The sequence below is a fragment of the Streptomyces sp. NBC_00459 genome, assembly GCF_036013955.1.
GTDB lineage: Bacteria > Actinomycetota > Actinomycetes > Streptomycetales > Streptomycetaceae > Streptomyces.
This window is the reverse complement of sequence record NZ_CP107903.1, coordinates 8,787,462-8,807,143: the sequence shown is the minus strand read 5'-3', so window position 1 is coordinate 8,807,143 and position 19,682 is coordinate 8,787,462. Positions and strand designations below refer to the sequence as shown.

At 70.4% G+C, this 19,682-nt stretch carries 17 protein-coding genes and 1 pseudogene; 5 read left to right on the top strand and 13 right to left on the bottom strand.

Annotation, left to right across the window (positions count from 1 at the left end; translation table 11 throughout):
• Nucleotides 1–42 precede the first annotated feature (42 nt).
• The 5 genes from OHN74_RS38635 to OHN74_RS38615 all read right to left on the bottom strand — a co-directional run bounded on the left by OHN74_RS38635 (nucleotide 43) and on the right by OHN74_RS38615 (nucleotide 7,339).
• A complete protein-coding gene (locus OHN74_RS38635; protein ID WP_327699207.1) occupies nucleotides 43–1,389 on the bottom strand; it encodes a wax ester/triacylglycerol synthase family O-acyltransferase in 1,347 nt (448 codons plus the stop codon).
• Between the two features lie 165 nt (nucleotides 1,390–1,554).
• On the bottom strand, nucleotides 1,555–3,867 hold the full coding sequence (locus OHN74_RS38630; protein WP_327699206.1) for a GH92 family glycosyl hydrolase: 2,313 nt from the start codon (nucleotides 3,865–3,867) through the stop codon (nucleotides 1,555–1,557).
• Between the two features lie 256 nt (nucleotides 3,868–4,123).
• On the bottom strand, nucleotides 4,124–5,344 hold the full coding sequence (gene glgC, locus OHN74_RS38625; RefSeq protein WP_327699205.1) for a glucose-1-phosphate adenylyltransferase: 1,221 nt from the start codon (nucleotides 5,342–5,344) through the stop codon (nucleotides 4,124–4,126).
• Between the two features lie 53 nt (nucleotides 5,345–5,397).
• The gene (gene glgA / locus OHN74_RS38620) at nucleotides 5,398–6,567 is read right to left on the bottom strand and encodes a glycogen synthase (protein WP_327699204.1); all 1,170 of its coding nucleotides are present in this window, start codon (nucleotides 6,565–6,567) and stop codon (nucleotides 5,398–5,400) included.
• Between the two features lie 37 nt (nucleotides 6,568–6,604).
• The gene (locus OHN74_RS38615) at nucleotides 6,605–7,339 is read right to left on the bottom strand and encodes an IucA/IucC family C-terminal-domain containing protein (RefSeq protein ID WP_327699203.1); all 735 of its coding nucleotides are present in this window, start codon (nucleotides 7,337–7,339) and stop codon (nucleotides 6,605–6,607) included.
• Nucleotides 7,340–7,566: 227 nt separating this feature from the next.
• Between OHN74_RS38615 and OHN74_RS38610 the strand changes: the two genes are divergently transcribed.
• The gene (locus OHN74_RS38610; protein ID WP_327699202.1) at nucleotides 7,567–8,721 is read left to right on the top strand and encodes a DMT family transporter; all 1,155 of its coding nucleotides are present in this window, start codon (nucleotides 7,567–7,569) and stop codon (nucleotides 8,719–8,721) included.
• On the opposite strand, the gene OHN74_RS38605 is transcribed toward OHN74_RS38610, so the two are convergent.
• Nucleotides 8,711–9,889 carry a transglycosylase family protein gene (locus OHN74_RS38605; RefSeq protein WP_327699201.1) on the bottom strand — a complete coding sequence of 393 codons (1,179 nt, stop codon included), beginning with the start codon at nucleotides 9,887–9,889 and terminating at the stop codon, nucleotides 8,711–8,713. The genes OHN74_RS38610 and OHN74_RS38605 overlap by 11 nt on opposite strands.
• Nucleotides 9,890–10,216: 327 nt before the next feature.
• On the opposite strand from OHN74_RS38605, the gene gndA reads away from it, so the two are divergent.
• Nucleotides 10,217–11,656, top strand: coding sequence for an NADP-dependent phosphogluconate dehydrogenase (gene gndA, locus OHN74_RS38600; RefSeq protein WP_327699200.1), 1,440 nt, complete (start codon nucleotides 10,217–10,219; stop codon nucleotides 11,654–11,656).
• A gap of 507 nt (nucleotides 11,657–12,163) precedes the next feature.
• Here the strand turns inward: gndA and OHN74_RS38595 are convergent.
• The 3 genes from OHN74_RS38595 to panD are packed head-to-tail and all read right to left on the bottom strand — an operon-like array spanning nucleotide 12,164 to nucleotide 13,687.
• Nucleotides 12,164–12,817: an aspartate/glutamate racemase family protein gene (locus OHN74_RS38595; protein ID WP_327699199.1), complete on the bottom strand. Its 654-nt coding sequence runs from the start codon at nucleotides 12,815–12,817 to the stop codon at nucleotides 12,164–12,166.
• 50 nt (nucleotides 12,818–12,867) lie between these two features.
• On the bottom strand, nucleotides 12,868–13,212 hold the full coding sequence (locus OHN74_RS38590) for a GNAT family N-acetyltransferase (RefSeq protein WP_327699198.1): 345 nt from the start codon (nucleotides 13,210–13,212) through the stop codon (nucleotides 12,868–12,870).
• Between the two features lie 55 nt (nucleotides 13,213–13,267).
• Nucleotides 13,268–13,687, bottom strand: a complete 420-nt coding sequence (panD, locus tag OHN74_RS38585; RefSeq protein ID WP_327699197.1) for an aspartate 1-decarboxylase — start codon at nucleotides 13,685–13,687, stop codon at nucleotides 13,268–13,270.
• A gap of 518 nt (nucleotides 13,688–14,205) precedes the next feature.
• Here panD and OHN74_RS38580 point away from each other — a divergent pair.
• Entirely contained in the window at nucleotides 14,206–14,457 is a 252-nt protein-coding gene (locus tag OHN74_RS38580) for a helix-turn-helix domain-containing protein (protein ID WP_326718969.1), read from the top strand.
• Nucleotides 14,458–14,575: 118 nt separating this feature from the next.
• Here OHN74_RS38580 and OHN74_RS38575 read toward each other — a convergent pair.
• Nucleotides 14,576–14,743, bottom strand: a pseudogene (locus OHN74_RS38575) (transposase); the annotation flags it as partial.
• Nucleotides 14,744–14,787: 44 nt separating this feature from the next.
• Between OHN74_RS38575 and OHN74_RS38570 the strand changes: the two are divergent.
• Nucleotides 14,788–16,022, top strand: a protein-coding gene (locus tag OHN74_RS38570; RefSeq protein ID WP_327699196.1) for an IS3 family transposase whose coding sequence is annotated in 2 segments (ribosomal slippage) — nucleotides 14,788–15,067 and nucleotides 15,067–16,022 — 1,236 coding nt in all. Because the reading frame shifts where the segments join, the coding sequence is not laid out codon by codon here.
• 115 nt (nucleotides 16,023–16,137) lie between these two features.
• On the opposite strand, the gene OHN74_RS38565 is transcribed toward OHN74_RS38570, so the two are convergent.
• On the bottom strand, nucleotides 16,138–16,656 hold the full coding sequence (locus tag OHN74_RS38565) for a TetR family transcriptional regulator C-terminal domain-containing protein (protein WP_327699195.1): 519 nt from the start codon (nucleotides 16,654–16,656) through the stop codon (nucleotides 16,138–16,140).
• A 183-nt stretch (nucleotides 16,657–16,839) separates the two neighbouring features.
• A complete protein-coding gene (locus OHN74_RS38560) occupies nucleotides 16,840–18,321 on the bottom strand; it encodes an amidase (protein WP_327699194.1) in 1,482 nt (493 codons plus the stop codon).
• A gap of 193 nt (nucleotides 18,322–18,514) precedes the next feature.
• On the opposite strand from OHN74_RS38560, the gene OHN74_RS38555 reads away from it, so the two are divergent.
• Nucleotides 18,515–19,087 carry a TetR/AcrR family transcriptional regulator gene (locus tag OHN74_RS38555; RefSeq protein WP_327699193.1) on the top strand — a complete coding sequence of 191 codons (573 nt, stop codon included), beginning with the start codon at nucleotides 18,515–18,517 and terminating at the stop codon, nucleotides 19,085–19,087.
• Here the strand turns inward: OHN74_RS38555 and OHN74_RS38550 are convergent.
• A complete protein-coding gene (locus tag OHN74_RS38550; RefSeq protein ID WP_327699192.1) occupies nucleotides 19,077–19,670 on the bottom strand; it encodes a TetR/AcrR family transcriptional regulator in 594 nt (197 codons plus the stop codon). The two genes, OHN74_RS38555 and OHN74_RS38550, sit on opposite strands and share 11 nt — an antisense overlap.
• Between the last annotated feature and the right edge of the window lie 12 nt (nucleotides 19,671–19,682).

Below are 19,682 nucleotides of genomic sequence, written 5' to 3'. Positions count from 1 at the left end.
GCCCGGGCCCAGTCACCAAACCCGCGACGATCATGACGCAGGTCACAGGGCGCAGGCGGCGACGAGCGTCTCCACCTCCGCGGACAGCGCGGCGGCGAACCGGTCGAGGTCCGGGACGGCTTCCGCGTCCGCGACGAGCCCGAAGTGGACCTGCCCCCGGTAGGTCGAGATGGCGACCGCCAGTGACTGGCCCTGGGCGAGCGGGGCGAAGGGGTAGACCTCGGTGAGCGGGTTGCCGCCGAGCCGGAGGCCGAGGCTGGGCAGCGGCACGCTGGTGACGAGGATGTCGAACCAGAGGCGGGCGGCCTGCTTGACCAGCGGTCCGCCGAGCCGGTGCCCGAGCGGCGGCACATGGTCGGCGAGCAGTGCGACCGCGCCGGCGCCCCGCCCGGGGCCGGCGTCCTTGTTGCGGTCCATGGCCGTCCGTACGCGGGCCAGGCGCCGGAGCGGGTCCGGGTCGTCGACGGGCAGCCGCATCAGGTACCCGGAGAGCCGGTTGCCCTGAGGATGCGCGGTGCGCGGACGCCGTTTGGAGACGGGGATGAGCGCGCGCGGGGCGACACCCTCGCTCCCGTCGCCGCGCTCGTCGAGCCAGCGCCGCAGGGCCCCCGCGACCACGGCGATGAGCACGTCGTTCACGGTGCCGCCGACGGACTTGCGCACGACGTGGACCTCGTCGAGGTCGACGGCGACACCGGCGGTGCGGCGGGTACCGGTCGGTTCGGCGACGAGCGCGGCCGACGAGCGGTTGTTGAGGTTGTCCAGACCGGAGCGGGCGACGGACGCGCCGATGTCCAGGGCGCGGCCCACGTCGGAGAGGGCGCCGCGTACCAGTCCGGGCAGCCTGCGCACGTCCGGGAAGAGGCCGGTGGCCGGCTGTTCGGGGCGCGGGCGCGGTTTGGGCAGGTCGAGGGGGTCCATGACGCCGGCGGCGAGGGTCAGTGCGCGCAGGCCGTCGGCCAGGGCGTGGTGGAACTTGAACAGCACGGCGAAGGAGGTGCCGTCATCGCCGGGCAGGACGTGTGCCTCCCAGGGCGGCCGGCCGCGCTCCAGCGAGCGTTCCATGAGGCGTCCGGCCTCGGCGTGGAAGTCGGCGGTCGGGGCGTGCAGCCTGACGTGGTCGAGCGGGTCGAAGTCCGGCGCGGTCTCGCGGGTGGCGCCCCCGAAGGCCAGCGGGAGCAGGGGCTGCCAGACGTCCCGGATGCGCATGCGCAGTCCGGGTACGGCGGCGGCGCGGGCGGCGAGCAGGTCGGCCGCGTGGGCTCCGGCGGTGGGTGAGTGGGCCGAGAAGACACCGAGGGCGCCCAGGTGCATGGGGTGCAGATCGGAGTCGATGTGCCAGAACGCAAGGTCGAGGGGGGCGAGCAGGTCCGAGGTCTCAGAGGTCAAGGGATCGCTCTCGCGTCGACGACGGGTGAACCAGCAGTCAATCGCTAGTGCGCGATTACGGTCAAGTACGATCAAGCTACGCTCAGTTAACAACGGATTAAGTCCCACCGCTGCGGGAGCGGTGGGACTTAACTGTTTTATGAGCTTACGTCAGGCAGGAGACGGCTATTTCAGGGCGGGCGGCGCCTCATCCGCGCCCGTACCCCACCCGGACGGCTCCGGGCCGACCGTGAAGTCGAGCGAGCGGGCACCCCGCAACATCCCACTCGTCACATACGTACGGCTGTACGACGACCCGTCGACGGTCACCGACTGGACGTACCGTCGGCTGTCCGACGTACCCGGTGCCGTGACCGTGAGCGCGCCGAGCGGGTAGTAGCGGGTGTCGAGGGTGAGGTCGACCCGGTCGAAGACCGGCGTGGACAGGCCCCAGGTGTCGTAGCCGGGCTGCACCGGGAAGATCCCGATCGCGGACAGGACGTGCCAGGCGGACATGGTGCCCATGTCGTCGTTGCCGGTCATCCCGGTCGGGCCGTCCGTGTAGAGGGTCAGCGCCGCGTGCACGACCTCGGTCGTCTTCCAGGGCTGCCCGGTGGAGAGGTAGGTGTACGGGGCGGTGAGGTCGACCTCGTTCTGCGGGTTGTACTTGTCCGCGTTGTAGTAGGCGTACGGGCCGTTCACCCACACCTCGCGGGCCGTCCGGGCCGGGTCCGCCTTCATCGCGTCGTACGCGAAGAAGGCATCGAGCCGGTTGTTGGCCGCCTGCCTGCCGCCGAGCAGATCCACCAGGCCGGGCAGGTCCTGCGGTACCAGCCATTGGTACTGCCAGGCCGTGCCCTCGTGGAAGCCCTCGCCGATGGCCGGATCGGGGTCGCCGGTGAAGGCTCCCGAGCCGTCCCGTGGCCGGAAGAAGCCGGTCGAGGGGTCGAGGACGGCGCGGTAGCTCTGCGACCTGGCCGCGTAACGGGCGGCGTCGGCCTCGTGGCCCAGCTCGCGTGCCATCTGGGCCAGCATCGCGTCGGACAGGGCGTATTCGAGGGTGACGGACGCGCCCCAGTGGTAGTCCGAGTCGCCCGGCTTGGTGCGGGCACGGCCCTTGAGATAGGGCGCGAAGCCGTTCTCGATGTACTCCCGGTTGGCCTCGCGCCCCAGCATCGGCAGGGCGGCGGGCGGCACGCCGTCGGCGTTCTTCCGCAGGGCGCGGTAGGCCCGCTCCTCGTGGCCGTGGAGCAGGCCCTGCTGGTAGGCGTGGGTGAGGAACGGGGTGACCGGGTCGCCGGTCATGATGTTGGTCTCGACCGTGCCGTACCCCCACTTGGGCAGCCAGCCGCCCTCCTCGTCGATCCTGAGCACCGACAGCGCCATGTCCCTGGCCTCACGGGGCGCCAGCAGCGACAGAAGCTGTGCCTGGGTGCGATAGGTGTCCCAGAGGGACCAGTTCTGGTAGTACGTGAAGTCCTGCGCGCGGTGGATCTTCAGGTCCCAGCCGGTGTAGCGGCCGTCGGCGTCGCTGCCGATGTTGGGGGCGAGGAAGCTGCGGTAGAGGGACGAGTAGAAGGTCCGGCGCAGCGTGTCCGATCCGCCGGTCACGCCCACGTCGTCGAGGCGCGCCTCCCAGGCGGCCCGGGCCGCCTCCCGGACCTCGTCGAACGTACGCCCGCCCTCGGCGCGCAGGTTGCCCGCCGCTCCCTCCGCGTCGACGTACGACAGGGCCGTGGTGGCCTCGACGGTCCGGTCCCCGTCCGTCGTGTCGAAGCGGACGTAGGCGCCGTCGCCCCCGGTCCGGGAGCCGCCGGTGACCGTGGTGCCGTCCCAGGTGCCGTACGCCGTGAAGGGCCGGTCGAAGCGGGTGATCGTGTGGACGGTGTACGGCTTGGTGCCCCGGCAGAAGCCGGAGCCGGTGATCGTCGTGCGTACGGTCCGGTCGTCGAGGATCTCGACCCGGTTCGACACCTTGGTGTGCAGCGACTGGCCGGCGTTGAGCAGCACGTTGGCCTTGGTGGTCGCCGGGAAGGTGTAGCGCTGCACGCCGGTACGGGCGGTCGCCGTCAGTTCGGCGTCGATGCCCGTCTTCAGGCCCACCCTGTAGTGGCCGGGGTTCGCGCTCTCGCTGTCGTGGGTGAACTCGGCGGCGTAGGACGCGTAGTCGGTGCTCGTGATGTCGCCGGTCGTGGGCAGGACCGGCAGGTCGCCGCCGATCCGGCAGCCGACGCCGGAGAGATGGACGAGGGAGAAGCCCCGGATACGGGTGTGGGAGTAGCGGTAGCCGGTCTTGTGCCCGGTGTCGGGCGACAGCTGCACCATGCCGAAGGGCACGGTCGCGCCGGGGAAGGTGTTGCCCTCGTTCTCCGTGCCGATGAACGGGTTGACCAGGTCGGTGAGCCGCTCGTCACGTGCGTGGGCGGCCGGGGCGGCGAGCGCGCCGGCCAGCAGGGCGGCGGCCGTCACCGCCCCCGCGGTGCGCAGCGTCCATCTCACAGGGAGAACCTCCGTCGGCTCGGTACAGGTGTCGGAGCGGGCCGGGGGTCCGGGGGTGGTCCCCCGGGAGAACGCGGCCCCGGGTCCGTGTCCCGGATCCGTTCCTCGCCGGACGTCCCGATCCGCGCCGCGCCCGGCACGGTCACCTCGCAGCCGTACGGCAACACCCCGTTCGGCGCACTCGCCTGAGCCCGGACACGCCGACGGCCCCGGTGAGCACGGGCTCACCGGGGCCGTCGGGCGTGGGTGTACCTGCCTACGACACGTGCTGGCCCTTCCCGAGGCCGATCACGCCGCCCTTGGAAACGGTGTACAGGTCGGCGTCCCGCTCCGGATTGACGCCGATCGTCGCGCCCGGCGGGACCTCGACGTTCTTGTCCAGGACGGCCCCGCGCACGATCGCGCCCCGCCCGATGCGCACGTTGTCGTGCAGGATCGACCCCTGTACGACGGCACCCGGATCGACCCGGACGCCGGGCGAGAGCACGGAGCGCGTGACCTGGCCCCGGATCAGGCACCCGGCGCTGATGATCGACTCGCTGGCGATGCCGCCGGCGTTGAAGCGGGCGGGCGACAGCTGGCCGGAGTGGGTGTAGACGGGCCAGCTGCGGTTGTAGAGGTTGAAGGCGGGCCGCTCGGCGATCAGGTCCATGTGGGCGTCGTAGTACGCGTCGAGCGTGCCGACGTCCCGCCAGTAGCCCTGGTCGCGGGTGGTCTCACCGGGCACGTGGTTCTCGCTGAAGTCGTACAGCTGGGCCTCGCCCCGGTCGGTCAGCGCGGGCAGTATCGAACCGCCCATGTCGTGCACGGAGTCGCCGTCCTCCGCATCCCGCTGCAGGGCCTCGATGAGGGCCTTGGTGGTGAAGATGTAGTTGCCCATCGAGGCGAAGACGCATCCGGGGTCGTCGGGCAGGCCCGGCGGGTCGGCGGGCTTCTCCAGGAAGCCCTGCACGGTCTGGCCGTCCGAGCCGGGACTGATCACACCGAAGGACGACGACTCGGCGCGCGGCACCCGTATGCCCGCGACGGTGACCCCGGCACCGCTCTCGATGTGCTGGTTGAGCATCTGCCGGGGGTCCATGCGGTACACGTGGTCGGCGCCGAACACCGCGACGTAGTCGGGTTGCTCGTCGTGCACGAGGTTGAGGGACTGGAGGATCGCGTCGGCGCTGCCCAGGTACCAGCGCGGGCCCAGCCGCTGCTGGGCGGGGACGGGGGTGACGTAGTTGCCGAGCAGACTGGACATCCGCCAGGTGGTGGTGATGTGCCGGTCCAGCGAGTGCGACTTGTACTGCGTGAGCACGCAGATGCGCATGATGTCACCGTTGACCAGGTTGGACAGGACGAAGTCGACCAGGCGATACGTTCCGCCGAAGGTCACCGCCGGTTTCGCGCGGTCCGCGGTCAAGGGCATCAGACGTTTGCCCTCGCCGCCCGCCAGCACGATCCCGAGCACAGAAGGCCCACCACGACGCATCGCCGCTCCCCTCACCGTGGTTGTGCACGATGCTTTCCCGCACGCCGGTCGGGCTAAGCCTGTTGACCTTGTTTGATGATCTCTTCATAGAGTCCTACCGTCCGTCTGGCCACGGCGTCCCAGCCGAACTCCCCCACCGCGCGCTCCCGTCCGGCGTCCCCCATCCGCCGCGCGGCCTCCGGATCACCGATCACGGAGTCCAGGGCTCGCGCGAGGTCCGCCTCGAAGATCCCCGGATCGTCGTCCAGGGACACCAGTACCCCGGTTGTCCCGTCCTCCACCACCTCCGGGATGCCCCCGACGCGCGAGGCCACGACGGGAGTTCCGCAGGCCATCGCCTCCAGGTTGACGATACCCAGCGGCTCGTACACCGAAGGGCAGACGAACACGGTGGCATGGGTGAGGAGTTGGATGACGTCCGGGCGCGGCAGCATCTGCGGGATCCAGAAGACGCCCTCGCGTACGGCACTCAGCTCCTGGAAGAGTTCGCGGAACTCCCGGTCGATCTCCGGCGTGTCGGGGGCACCCGCGCACAGCACCACCTGGGCCGCCGGGTCGATGTCCCGTACCGCGCGCAGCAGATGGGGCACGCCCTTCTGCCGGGTGATGCGGCCGACGAACAGGACGTACGGCCGGTCGGGGTCGACGCCGATCCGGGTGAGGGCGTCCGTGCCGTGGTCCGGGCGGTAGAGGCTGGTGTCGATGCCGTTGTGGACGACATGGACGGTCGACGGGTCGAGAGCCGGGTAGCAGGCGAGTATGTCCTCGCGCATGGCCCCGGACACGGCGATCACGGCGTCGGCGGCCTCGATGGCGGTGCGCTCCGCCCAGCTCGACAGGGCGTATCCGCCACCGAGCTGCTCGGCCTTCCAGGGGCGCAGGGGCTCCAGGGAGTGCGCGGTCATCACATGCGGGACGCCGTACAGGAGCTTGGCGAAGTGGCCGGCGAGATTCGCGTACCAGGTGTGGGAATGGACCAGTTCGCGGCCTTCGAGAGCGGCGGCGATGGAGAGGTCCGTGGAGAAGGTGCGCAGCGCGTCGTTGCTCCCGTCCAGCGCCGGCCAGGACCGGTGCCGGATGACGCCGATTCCGCGGCCCTCGCCCCAGCAGTGCACCTCCAGGTCGGTGAGGGCGCCCAACTCCCGGGCCAGAAACTCGACATGGACTCCCGCGCCGCCGTACACATCCGGCGGGTACTCCCGGGTCAGCAGGCCCACACGCACCCAAAACTCCCTGTCTCGGCGGTTGGTTCCCACATGGTCACCCAGATGCGGCGTCCGGGGAAGACCATGGGGTCCTGGTGAAGCAACAGTCACCGCAGATCCCGCCGCCCGGAACCCGGTAGTAGAGGCAGCAACTGCGCCGCCGGAAGGCGCTGCCGGTGAGGGTGCCGGTCGGGGCGAGGCGGGGGTGGGTGAACAGTTCGGCGGCGAGGGTGCGGGCGCGCGCACCGGCGTCGGCGTCGGCCCCGCGCGCCCAGCGGTCGAGCTCGCGGGCCGCGCCGGCCAGCGCCGATCCCGCGTTCCCCCACAGCAGGCCCTCGGCGACGCCGTACCGGGCGTGCAGGGCGGCCGTGAGGGGCTCCAGATGCCCGTGCACGACGAGGTCCAGGACCGTCGCGGCGTCGGCCGCCCGGGGGCGCAACTCCGCCAGCCACAGGTCGTCGGGGGTGCTCGCGGCGGGGTCCCAGTGGAGCAGGCGGGGGTCGAGGTCGGGGACGCTGCCGTACAGGACGGCACAGCCGAGGGCGATGGACCACAGACGGGCCGCGAGCGCCTGTTGGGCGATCGACGCGGAAACCCGCAGCTCAGAGCTGTGAATACGGTCCGCGACCATATGAACGCGAAAAGTTGTCGAATCCGCGTAAACCTCCTCGCCTCGGTGTGCGTACGCCTGCGCGAGTGTCGGCGGTGGATCGGCGGGGGCTCCGGCCGTGCGTAGTACGAAGAAGCCGCCGAGCCGTCGGAGCGCCGCAAGATCGGGGTCGAGGTCCACGAAAAGCAGTAGTACCAGGTCGGGCAGTAGCCGAGAGCAGCAGCTCCGTCCCCGCGTCACCCACCCTGGGGAGGACGTGGAGCCCGGCGTACTCCATCGGCAGTAGGACCCAATGGATGCTCTGGTACGACGCGAAGGCGCCCGAGAGGGGGGATGGTAGTCACCATGGAAGCCGATCGTTCGCCGCGCCGGGCCCCGCGCCCCCGCTGCACGCAGAGGAGTTGCTCATGAGCGCCCTCGCGTTGTCCATTCTGCTGTCGCTCGTCTCCGCTGTCGCCTACGCGGGCGGGGCGATCGTGCAGGAGCGGGTCGCGGACTCCGGTGGAAACGGCCCGTCCTACGCGCCGATGCGCAGGCCGGTCTGGTGGGCCGCCGTGGCGCTGAACGGCCTGGGCGGAGTGCTGCACGTGGTGGCGCTGGCGTTCGGGCCGCTGAGTGTCGTCCAGCCGATGGGCGCCCTGACCATCGTGTTCGCGCTGCCGATGGCGGCCCTGTTCGTGCGCCGCAAGGCCGGGGCGGCGGCCTGGCGCGGCGCGATCATGGCCACGCTGGGACTCGCGGGTCTGCTGTCCCTGGTCGGCACGTCCGAGGCGCAGTCCCTGGGCACCACCGAGCGGGTGCTGCTGGCCGTGGTCACCGGCTCCGCCGTGGTGGCGCTGATGGTCGCGGGCCGCGCGGCCCACCGGCACCCGGCGGTGCGCAGCACCCTGCTCGCCATCGCGTCCGGTATCGCCTTCGGCATGTCGTCGGTCTTCACGAAGGTGGTCGCCGTGGACTGGTCCGGCGGCCTCACGACCGCGGACGTGCCGTCACTGGCGTTGATCGCGGTGCTCGGCACCTCCGGTCTCCTGCTCTCCCAGGCGGCCTACCGGGGCGGCGGCCTCACGGCACCGCTCGCGACGCTGACGGTCGTGAACCCCGTGGTGGCGGCGGCGGTCGGCATCACGATGTTCGGCGAAACCTTCCGCTACGGCACCACGGGCACCATCCTCGCGCTGAGCTGCGGTGTGGTCGCGGCCGGCGGCCTGATCCTGCTCACCACGGAACGGCTGCAGCACGCCACGCACACCGACGCGCCGCCCTCCGCCTTTCCTGCCGCTGCTTCACCTGTTTCCCCTGTTCCCGTCGGTTCGGCACCCGAGGTACCGGAACAGGCCGGATCCGGGCACGAGGAGCACGCGGAGACGCCGGCGGTGAGCGGGAAGCCCGCCCGGCCCGCCCTGGCAGGTGCGGCGGCACCGACACCGGCACCGCTGACAGCGCAGGACGTGCTGGACGTGCTGGACGAGGAGCCCATTCCGTACGGGGCCTTCTACGGCATCCCCTACGTGCCGATCCCGATATCCGCCCGCGACCGGCACCGGATGCGGGTCAAATCCTGACGCCGCCCGCTCTGAGATAGGCCAGCGGGTCGATGTCGCTGCCGAAGCCGGGCCCCGTCCGCACCTCGAAGTGCAGATGCGGGCCCGTGCTGTTGCCCGTGGAACCGGAGCGCCCGATGCGCTGCCCGACGGACACCGACTGTCCCGCCCGTACGGAGATCGCGGACAGATGCGCGTACTGCGAGTAGCGCCCGTCTGCGTGCCGGATCACCACCTGGTACCCGAAGGACCCGCCCCAGCCCGCGTCGACGACCTCGCCCACGCCGATCGCCTTCACGGAGGTGCCGGTGGGCACCGGGAAGTCGACGCCCGTGTGATAGCCCTTCGACCAGGAGGAACCCGCCTTGTGGTACGGCGTACCGGTCGCGGCGCCCACGGGTGCGGTGAGCGTGGTGGTCGCGGTGCGGGGGGCCTTGGTGGCGACCTTCTCCGCGGTGCGCGAGGGTGCCTTCTCCGTCCGGGACCTGCGGGCGGGCTCGTCCGTGGTGGGGGCACCGGGTGCGGCCTTGGTACGGAGGTTCAGCCGCTGGCCGGGGACGATCAGGTCGGGATCGGCGCCGATCGTCGTGCGGTTGGACGCGTAGAGACGCTGCCAGCCGCCCCGGACGTCGCGGTCGTCGGCGATGGCGGAGAGGGTGTCGCCGTGCACGACGGTGTACATCTCGGCGGTGCCCGCCTGGGACTGGGGCGTGGTCTGCGGCTTCACGTCACGGACGGTCCGCTGGGACTTCCGTTCCGAGTCGGCCGGTCTACCTGAGTTGCCCGAGGGGTTGATGTCGGGGGTGTCGCCGCCGCGGGTGAGGCCGGCGCGGACCGAGCAGGTGGGCCAGGCGCCGGGGCCCTGCGCCTTGAGCACCTTCTCGGCCACCGCTATCTGCTGGTCCTTGGTGGCCAGATCCGCCCGCCCGGCGTAGACCGTGCCGCCGTACGCCTCCCAGGTGGACTGGCTGAACTGGAGCCCGCCGTAATACCCGTTGCCGGTGTTGATGTTCCAGTCGTTCGTGGACTCGCAGGCGGCGACCTTGTTCCAGGTCGCCACATCCGCCGCGTCCGCCACCCCGGCGCCCACCAGCGGGAGCGCGATGCCCGCGCTGCCGGCGGTGACGGTGAGAGAGGCCCGGTTGATCCGGTTCGGCTGGTACCGGCGATGCTTGCCGCGCACGGCCATGGAAGAGCCCCCTTACCGTTGCCAGGAGCCGCAAAAGTAAGCGCCGCGAACAGGCCATGACAAGACGGCAAATCAGCCTCCTTGCGGCCGAAGTACATCCGAGGGGATACCGAAGTCGCCGGGAATACGGGTCGGTTGCGCGAACGCTGAGGCAGGTGGGGGTTCTGGTGCGTATGTGCGTACGCAGGAACGGCAGCCCGGATGTGCGGTCGGCGTACCGGCACGTCAGGATGGCCCGAAGGGCAATACTGGCGAGCACGTACGGCACCACCGATTCCAGGACCTACCGGCACCACCGTTTTCCAGGACCCACTAGGAGCCATCCGCATGAGCAACTCAGCCCAGATCGGCGTCACGGGACTCGCGGTGATGGGCCGCAACCTCGCCCGCAACTTCGCGCGCAACGGCTACACGGTCGCGCTGCACAACCGGACGGCGGCGCGTACGCACGCTCTGGTCGAGGAGTTCGGGACCGAGGGCGACTTCGTCGCGGCCGACACCGCCAAGGAGTTCGTGGCCGCGCTGGAACGGCCGCGCCGCCTGGTCGTCATGGTGAAGGCCGGTGAGCCGACCGACGCGGTGATCCAGGAGTTCGCCCCGCTCCTGGAGCCCGGTGACATGATCATCGACGGCGGCAACGCGCACTTCGCGGACACCCGGCGCCGGGAGCGCGACCTGCGCGAGCAGGGCATCCACTTCGTCGGCATGGGCGTCTCGGGCGGCGAGGAGGGCGCGCTGCTCGGCCCGAGCATCATGCCGGGCGGCCCTGTCGAGTCGTACGACTCGCTCGGTCCGATGCTGGAGAAGATCTCCGCGAAGGCGGAGGACGGCACCCCCTGTGTGTCGCACGTGGGTCCGGACGGTGCCGGGCACTTCGTGAAGATGGTCCACAACGGCATCGAGTACGCCGACATGCAGCTGATCGGTGAGGCGTACCAGCTGCTGCGCGATGTCGCCGGGTACTCCCCCGCGCAGATCGCCGACATCTTCCGCACCTGGAACACGGGCCGTCTCGACTCCTACCTGATCGAGATCACCGCCGAGGTGCTGTCGCACGTGGACGCGGCGACGGGCAAGCCGTTCGTGGACGTGGTGGTGGACCAGGCCGAGCAGAAGGGCACCGGCCGCTGGACCGTGCAGATCGCCCTCGACCTGGGCGTCCCCGTGTCGGGCATCGCCGAGGCCGTCTTCGCCCGCTCCCTCTCCGGCCACGCGGCACTGCGCGAGGCGTCGCGCGGGCTGGCCGGCCCGACAGCCACCCCGCTGAGCGAGTCGGAGGCTGCGGCCTTCGCCGACCGTGTCGAGCAGGCGCTGTACGCGTCGAAGATCGTGTCGTACACGCAGGGCTTCCACGAGATCGCGGCGGGCGGCGCGGAGTACGACTGGGACATCGACCTCGGTGCCGTCTCCGCCCTCTGGCGCGGCGGCTGCATCATCCGGGCGGCCTTCCTGGACCGTATCCGCGCCGCGTACGACGCTCGGGCGGACCTGCCGAGCCTGCTGTCCGACGACACGTTCGCGCAGGAGATCGCGGCGGCGCAGGACGACTGGCGCGAGGTGCTGGTCGCGGCGACCCGCCAGGGTGTCCCGACGCCGGGCTTCGCCGCGGCCCTCGCGTACTACGACGCCCTGCGCGCGGAGCGGTTGCCTGCGGCGCTCACGCAGGGGCAGCGGGACTTCTTCGGTGCGCACACCTATCGGCGTACGGACCGTGAGGGCTCGTTCCACACGCTGTGGGGTGGGGATCGGTCCGAGGTGACCGGCTGAGGGTCGCTCCGCGGGATCGGCGGCTCTTTGGATCGGCAGTTCTTTGGATCGGCGGTTCTTTGGCCGCGGGGGCGTGAGGGCTGGTCGCGCAGTTCCCCGCGCCCCTTAGAGGCGCGGTCCCGCACCCGGCATGACGGTGGGCGGTCGGGGTTTCCCGGCCGCCCACCTGGTGTTTCCGCCGTCCCCCGGTTCAGGACAGTGGCGGGCCCGGTTCGGGGGCGGGTGCCGGCTCGGGGCCCGGGGGCTGCGGTACGGGGTCGGGGGCCGGGGGCGGTGGGCCCGGTACCGGACCGGGTGTCGGCTTCGGGTCGGGGCCCGGTGAAGGCGGGATCGGGTCCGGGAAGGGGCCGGGGGTGGGGCCCGGCGGGACGGGGTGCGGGTCCGGGTGCGTCACGGTCTCCTCCAGCCAGTCGGTACGTCGGCTCTGGACTTCTCCCCCGCGTACCCCGGCACCCGCGCCCCCACTCACTCCCCCGCGTTACTCACGCGCGGCCAGGTGGGCGCCCGTCACCCGGCCGCGGCGGCCCGTGCCGCCGCCGCGCCCGCCGCCAGTCCCGGCCGGGGGCTGGACAGTACCGGCACCGCGGTCGTCGTCAGCCGCTGCGCCGGGGTCATGGAGGCCTGGGCGAGGATGATCACGTCGGTACTGTCGCCGGGGACCGAGTCCACGGCTGCGGCCACCGAACGGACGTACCCCTCCGTGTCGCCCGCCTGGAAGAGGGCCCAGGCGCCGTCCACGAACAGCTTCCGCACCTCGGCGGGGAGTCCGGCGCGGCGCGCCTCCTCCTCGACGAGGGCCACCGTGGGTCCGAACGTGCTCTCCGAGGTCGCGACGACGACCACCCTCGGTCCGACGGCCACCGCGGCGGCGGCCATCGGACGGTCGACCCGCAGCACGGGCACCCCCACCCGCGCGGCGGCCGCCTCCGCGACACCGCCGATGGAGGAACAGGTGCAGAGCACGGCGACGGCGCCGTCGGCGACGGCCCGCTCCAGGACGGCCCGGACGTCGTCGGCCACGGCGTCGGGCCCATCGGCCCGGGCTCTGGTCAGCAGGTCCTCGTGGACGAAGTGGGCGAGTTCCAGGCCCTGATGGTCCTCGTCGCACAGGGCGTCGAACACCGGGACGTGCAGGGGGGAGGTGTGCAGAAGGGCGAGCACGGTGCGGAGGACCCCCTCGTCGAACCTGCGGACTGTCGGACTGTCGGACGTCAGAAGCGGTCGGGGTTCGCCGCGAGCCACTCCTTGGCGGCGCGGATCAGCTGGGGGTCCGCCGCCGGGGCCTCGTCGGGGTGGCGCTCGGCCCACTTCACGACGTACGGGCAGAGGGGGGCCACGACGATGCCCTCCCGGGCGGCCATGAGGTACAGCTCGCGGGCCAGTGAGCCCGCGATGCCCTTTCCCTCGTGCGCCGGCTCGACGATCGTGTGGACCGGGACCAGCGCGCGTCCCCGCGCGGCCAGCACGAAGTACGCGATGTGGCCCACGACCTCCCCCGCCGCCACCGCCTCCAGGCGCCCTGCCGTCCGGTCGTCGCGGATCTCGATGTCGCTCATGGCCACACTCCTCGTCGGGTCGTCGCATCGTCGGACACGCCGGCTCACCGAACGGTCAGACAGTGACCGCCTGCGGGCTGCGCTCCTGGTCCGAGCCCGGCACCGGCTCGGACGGATCGGCGCCCAGGGCCACGACGCGGTTGCCGTGGTCCACGTGGACCACCTTCGGCCGCAGCGCCCGCGCCTCGGCGTCGGTCACCTGAGCGTAACTGATGATGATCACCAGATCTCCGGGACGGACGAGGTGGGCCGCGGCCCCGTTGATCCCGACGACACCGGACCCCCGCTCGCCCTCGATGACGTACGTCTCCAGCCGGGCACCGTTCGTGATGTCGACAATGTGCACGAGCTCACCGGGCAACAGATCGGCGGCGTCGAGGAGGTCGGCGTCGATGGTCACGGAGCCGACGTAGTGCAGGTCGGCCTGGGTGACGGTGGCGCGGTGGATCTTGGACTTGAATATTGTACGCATCATGGAGGCACTCCTGGACATAGGCTCCCTGCCTGCGTTTTTGCAGGTCAAGGTCCGTTTCCTCACCCTACAACGAGTCGCATGTTCGGGCAGCATTCCCTAGGTTTTTCAGGACTCATGCTGACCACTTGCTGACTTTCCTGACGCATCATCAGGTTGTGGCGGGAGGATTCCACTCGCCCTCCCGGACCCCACCGCGACGACTTCCCAAGCCCACGCAGCGCTCCCCCTCGGGTATCCGTGATCGCGATCACCCCGACGAGCTGACAGCGGTTCCATGGCTGTCCATGACCACGCGGAAGGTCCTCCTGGGCATCGCGGAGGGCTCGACGCAGCGCGGCAACCTAGCAGCGAATCGCGGGTCGGCAAAGCCGACGATTCTCATGACCATGGCCACGGCCCGACCGGTGACCCTTCGGAGACACGGGGCGGGTGCCAAGAATCTTCGAAACCCAGCCAGAGCAGAACGCGGCCCACCGCAGCGATCAGCCCCGGCCAGCCTCAAGGAGCCCTCCTTGCCCATGGAACCGCAGCCGCACCCCAACGAACGCCGCACCGAGATCAGCCGATCGCGGAGGCGCCAGCCCGTCGAGCCTGTCCTCATCGACACTTCCGAGGTCGCCGCGATGCTCAGTATGTCCACGAGCTGGGTCTATAGGGAGGCATCGAAACTGGGCTTGAGGGGCTACAAGCTCGGCCGAGGCAGGAACGCCAAGGTCCTGTACAAGAGGGCCGAGGTCTTCAAATGGCTGGAGCAGCAAAAGATCCACTAAGAGTCTTCGACCTGCTCGGCAGTCGGCCGCGCGACTCCAATAGCTCACCAGCGGGGTGGCGCCGGATTCCACTGCTCCGGGTGTTGAGGTGCTGTCGAAGGGACGGGGAATCTGTTGGTCAGCCAGGGCTGGGCAGTTGAGTGAGCCGGTCGAGGGCTGCGGTGATGTGACCGGTCCAGGGCCAGTGCCGGGCCAGGCGGAGGATTCGCCGGCGGCCGGTGGTCACGAGCTGTCCGGCCGCGGTGAACAGGCGGAGCCGTAGTCGGCGCGGCTCCCAGTGAACCGCCCCGGGTTTGATGGAGATCATCAAGGCTCGGAAGGATGCCGATCATGGCTGCTCCCCGTAAGTACCCCGACGAACTGCGTGAGCGCGCGACGCGTCTGGCTGTCGAGGCCCGCAAGGACCCGGTCGGCCGGGCCGGTGCGATCAAGCGCATCGCCGACCAGCTCGACGTGCACCCTGAGGCCCTGCGCGGGTGGGTGAAGCGGGCCGAGATCGACGACGGCAGCGTGCCCGGGACTACCAGTGCGGAGGCCGCCAGGATCGCGGAGCTGGAGCGGGAGGTGAAGGAACTGCGGCGGGCGAACGCGATATTGAAGTCCGCCTCGGCTTTCTTCGCCGCGGAGCTGGACCGTCCACTGCGATGAAGGTCGCCTACATCGACCAGTACAAGGAGACGTTCGGCGTCCAGCCGATCTGTGACGTCCTCGCCGAGACGGACGCGCCGATCGCGCCGAGCACCTACTACGCCGCCCATACCCGCCCGCCGTCGGCCCGAAGTCGGCGCGACGCCAAACTCACCGAGGAGATACGCCAGATCCACGCCGACAACTACGGCGTCTACGGGGCCCGCAAGGTCCATGCCGCCCTGGTCCGCGAAGGGCACGAGGTGGCCCGCTGCACGGTCGAACGCCTCATGCGCCAGGCGGGACTTCGCGGGGTGATCCGGGCCAAGAGCCCGCGCATCACCCGGCCCGCCCCGGAGACCGACCGGCCCGCCGACCTGGTCGAGCGGCAGTTCACCGCAACTGCCCCCAACCAGCTGTGGGTTGCGGATATCACCTACATCCGCACCTTCTCCGGCTGGGTCTACGCCGCCTTCGTCATCGACGTGTTCTCCCGCATGGTCGTCGGCCGGCAGGTCGCCACCAGCCTCTACACCGACCTCGCCCTGGACGCGCTGGAGATGGCGATCTGGCGCCGCCGGCACACCGGCGCCGACCTGGCCGGACTCACACACCACTCGGATCGCGGAGTTCAATATCGTGCCATTCGCTACACCGAACGCCTTGCCGATGAGGCGGCCGTGGCCTCCGTCGGCTCACAAGGCGACAGTTACGACAACGCTCTCGCCGAGGCGTTCAACAGCCTGTTCAAGGCCGAGCTGATCCGCAACAAGGGACCGTGGACGTCCATCAACGACGTCGAGATCGCGGTCGCCGAGTACGTCGACTGGTTCAACCAGCGCCGACTGCACGGCGAGCTCGGACATGTCACACCCGCCGAGCACGAGACCGCCTACTACGCGGCCGAACCCCCTGCGTCACTCCAGAAAACCAGCTAACTCACTCTCCACAAAACCCAGGGCTTGACAGTCTCAACCGCCCCCGCAGCCCGGGCCACCGGCCACAACGGACCACTTCTTCCCTCAGCGCCTCCCTGAGCAACAAGTCGACGGTTCAGAAAGCCTGGTCCAATGGACCTGGATGGGGTGGTGTGTCTTCTGATGAGCAGGTATGGGCAGAAGTCGCCCCGCCCTCCGCTGGGCGCCGCACGTCGCACGCTCGCGTGAGCAACGTTTCCAGCAGAGCGAACACCTGCTCGGGGTTGCTGCCCTCGGGGTCGGCGAGCCAGGCCAGCATCATTCCGTCCATCGTCACAGCGAGGAGTTCTCCCAATGCCTGGCTTCCACCGGGGAGGCAAACGCCTTCCTCAGCCATCCAGGCCGCAGCAGCCTCGGTGGACGTCTCGCGGTACGCCACGTACTGCCGACGGGCCAGGTCCCGCAGCGCGGGCGTACGAAGGGCCAGCGCGGTCAGCTCGTAGAACGCCAACTGGCGGCCAGGCTGCTCCTCCTGGTCGCGCCGTGCTACTGCGAAGGCGGCTCGCAGCCGGTCGGCCACCCCGGCTCTCAGCCCACGGCCGGGCTGGGACACCGAGGCTGCCGCACTCTGTCGCAGTTCCTCGGTGACCTCCACGATGAGGGCAAGGACAGGGGCAGCGAGTCATACCGGCCCCGGAGGCCACGAGCCCGAACCGGGCTCTACGAGAAAGGCGAAGGACACCGCGCTGTGTGGAACGCGGCTTTGCCGCCCGGTCGGGCGGGAGGAGCAGGCCGTCAGGGAATGGCCCGAAGGAACACTCGGGTGTACGGAGACGGCTTACAGGGCGCGGCTGCTGTGCCCCGGGGCAACTGCACCGAGGGGTGGCCGTCGAGTGTGCCATTCAGTGGCTTGTTCGTAGACGGCCGCCGCCCGCAGGACAGCGTCATCGGCGTGATGAGGGCCGATGATCTGCAGACCGACAGGCAGGCCGTCGGAGGTGAAACCGCAGGGGAGCGTGATGGCGGGGAGTCCGGCGTGGCTGGGAGGCTCTGTGAAGCGGTGGAAGTCGTACACGGGCTCCCGTACAGGGTGGCCGTCGATCTCGACCGGGCCACCCTCGGGGCCGGGGTGAGGGAACGCTGCGACGGGCATCGTGGGGGTGAGCAGCAGGTCGTGATCGCGGAATACGGCGGCGAAGCCGGCGGCGATGCGGGCGCGGGTGAGCACGGCGACGCGGTAGTAGTCCACGGCCGACATGCGGTGTCCTCGCTGGGCGAACTCGGCGAAGATCGGGTTGGACAGCTCCGGGTCGAAGCCCTGGCCGACGACCATGTCTTCCAGGGCTGCCAGGGCTTGCGGGGACCAGAAGTCGGAGAAGTATTGGATCGGATCGGGCAGGTCGACGGTGACCTCTTCCACGAGTGCCCCCAGGGTGGTGGCGAAGGTGTGTGCCGCCGCTTCCACGATGGTTCGGACCTCGGGGTCGACCGGTCCGTGGCCGAGGTCCGGGCTGTAGGCGACACGCAGCCCGCGCACGGACGCACTGTCCAAGCACCGGGTGAAGTCCACCGTCGAGGCGGGCAGGGACAGCGGGTCGTCCTGGTCGTGGCCCGCGGTGACCTGGAGGGCGAGCGCGGCATCGGCGACGGTACGGGTGAGCGGGCCGGAGATGTCGACGGTGCCGTACACGTCCCATTCGCCGGTGACGGGGATGCGGCCCAGGGACGCCTTCAACCCCACGGTGCCACAACAGGAGGCGGGCACGCGGATGGAACCGCCGCCGTCGCTGCCCCAGGCGATCGGCCCCAGCCCGGCCGCGACAGCGGCCCCGGCGCCGCCGCTGGACCCGCCGACCGTGCGGGTGAGGTCCCAGGGGTTGTTGGTCACGCCGGTGAGTGGGCTGTCGGTGACCGCGCCCATGCCGAACTCGGGGGTGGTGGTCTTGCCGATCAGCACGGCGCCCGCGGCCTTGAGCCGGGCCCAGCCGATGCCGTCGCGGTCGGGGACATGGTCCTTGTAGTGGACCGAACCGTAGGTCGTGCGCACACCGGCGGTGTCGGTGAGGTCCTTCACCGTGACCGGTACGCCGTGCAGAGCGCCGAGTTCGTCCGCCGGGAGTTCCATGATCTGCTGCTCGGCGCGATGAGCCGCGGCCAGTGCTTGCTCGGGAAGGATGGTGACGAAGGCGTTGACGGGGGAGCCGACACGCTCGATGCGCGCCAGTACGGCCTGGACTGCCTCGACCGGTGAGAGTCGGCGGGCTCTGATCAGGGCGGCCAACTCGGTCGCCGGGGTGAAGCACAGCTCGTCGTCGTTCACCGGAGATCTCCAGAGGGGTCGGGTACCTCAGCCTTTGTGTAGCGAGCAAAATACAACGCTTGATGCACTACGCCAAGGGGTGCACGTCCACATCGGGGGCGGTCGAGCGGTGCGTACGCGTCTTTGTGTAGCATTCGCTGCACATCGAACGCCCGTAGCCTCGGTTGACGGGCCGGGGGGGAAGGAGGCGGCGTTGCCCCGCTATGTCGATCACGAACAGCGCCGGCGGGACATCACCGCCGCGGCGATGCGTATCCTCGCGGAACGCGGCCTGGGAGCCCTGACCCTCAAATCGCTCGCGAAGGCTCTCGGTGGATCGATCACCCTGGTCACGCACTTCTACTCCACCCGCGCGGAACTGCTCCAGGCGATAACCGGGCGAGTGCTGGAGGAGTACGACGTCGAACTCGCGGGCCTGGAGGAGGGCGCCGACGACAGCACCAGGCTGCGCATCCTGCTGGAGTGGATGCTGCCGCTCGACGAGGAGGCCTGGATCTCCGAGTGCGGCCGTATCGCCCTGCTGGGTCAGCGCGAGGATGATCCGAGCATCGACCCCTTCTTCGACACGATGGACGCCCGGATGCGGGAGTACCTGCGTGAACATCTGGCGCCGCTGGTCGAGGCGGACCAGTTGGGGGAGATGGTCGACATGCTGCGCGTGACACTGAACGGCATCGTGCTCTGCGCGGTGGAGCACCGTGACGAGTGGCCCGCGGAGCGCCAGCTCGCGGTGCTCCGGCGGCTGCTGACCGCGTTCAGCCTCTAACTGCGACACGCGCCAACCCGAGAGCGCCCAGAGCGGAATCGAGCACCTTCAGCTGCCGTCCGACAGGCCACTCGCCGGGATGCTCCACCGCCGACAGGATCACGCCGTTCGTGACGACCCGCAAGGCATCGACGGCTCCGGCGAGATCGGGGGCCGGTGTGAGCGGTTCCAGATGGCGCCGCAGCAGGCCGGTCATGCGTTCCTCCATGGCGTCCACGAATCGGCGGACGGCGGGATCCGGTCCCAGGTGCCCGAGCATCACTATCCGTCCTTTCTCCTGCAGCCTGGACGGCTCGTCCAGCGGTAGCAGCCACTCCAGCAGGATCCGCAGGCGGCCGTGGGCGTCGGCACCGCGCTCCAGCCGCTCCAGCTCGGCCTCGTAGCCTGCCAGGACCGTGGTCAGGACGCCTTCCAGCAACTCGTCGCGGTTGCGGTAGAAGTGCGTGATCAGGGTGATGGACCCACCCAGTTCCTCGGCCAGGCGGCGCAGGGTCAGGCCTCCCGGTCCGTTGTCGCCCAGGAGCCGCAGGGTGGCTTCCGCTATCCGCAGTTGCCGCTCCTCGCGGTCGACGACACGGGGCATGGAGGCCTCCTC

Excerpts from the sequence above, each read along its gene's own strand:
- glgC (WP_327699205.1), bottom strand. The coding sequence starts at position 5,344 with ATGCGTCGTGGTGGGCCTTCTGTGCTCGGGATCGTGCTGGCGGGCGGC.
- OHN74_RS38610 (WP_327699202.1), top strand. The coding sequence starts at position 7,567 with ATGAGCGCCCTCGCGTTGTCCATTCTGCTGTCGCTCGTCTCCGCTGTC.
- OHN74_RS38605 (WP_327699201.1), bottom strand. The coding sequence starts at position 9,889 with ATGGCCGTGCGCGGCAAGCATCGCCGGTACCAGCCGAACCGGATCAAC.
- gndA (WP_327699200.1), top strand. The coding sequence starts at position 10,217 with ATGAGCAACTCAGCCCAGATCGGCGTCACGGGACTCGCGGTGATGGGC.
- OHN74_RS38590 (WP_327699198.1), bottom strand. The coding sequence starts at position 13,212 with ATGAGCGACATCGAGATCCGCGACGACCGGACGGCAGGGCGCCTGGAG.
- panD (WP_327699197.1), bottom strand. The coding sequence starts at position 13,687 with ATGATGCGTACAATATTCAAGTCCAAGATCCACCGCGCCACCGTCACC.
- OHN74_RS38580 (WP_326718969.1), top strand. The coding sequence starts at position 14,206 with ATGGAACCGCAGCCGCACCCCAACGAACGCCGCACCGAGATCAGCCGA.
- OHN74_RS38550 (WP_327699192.1), bottom strand. The coding sequence starts at position 19,670 with ATGCCCCGTGTCGTCGACCGCGAGGAGCGGCAACTGCGGATAGCGGAA.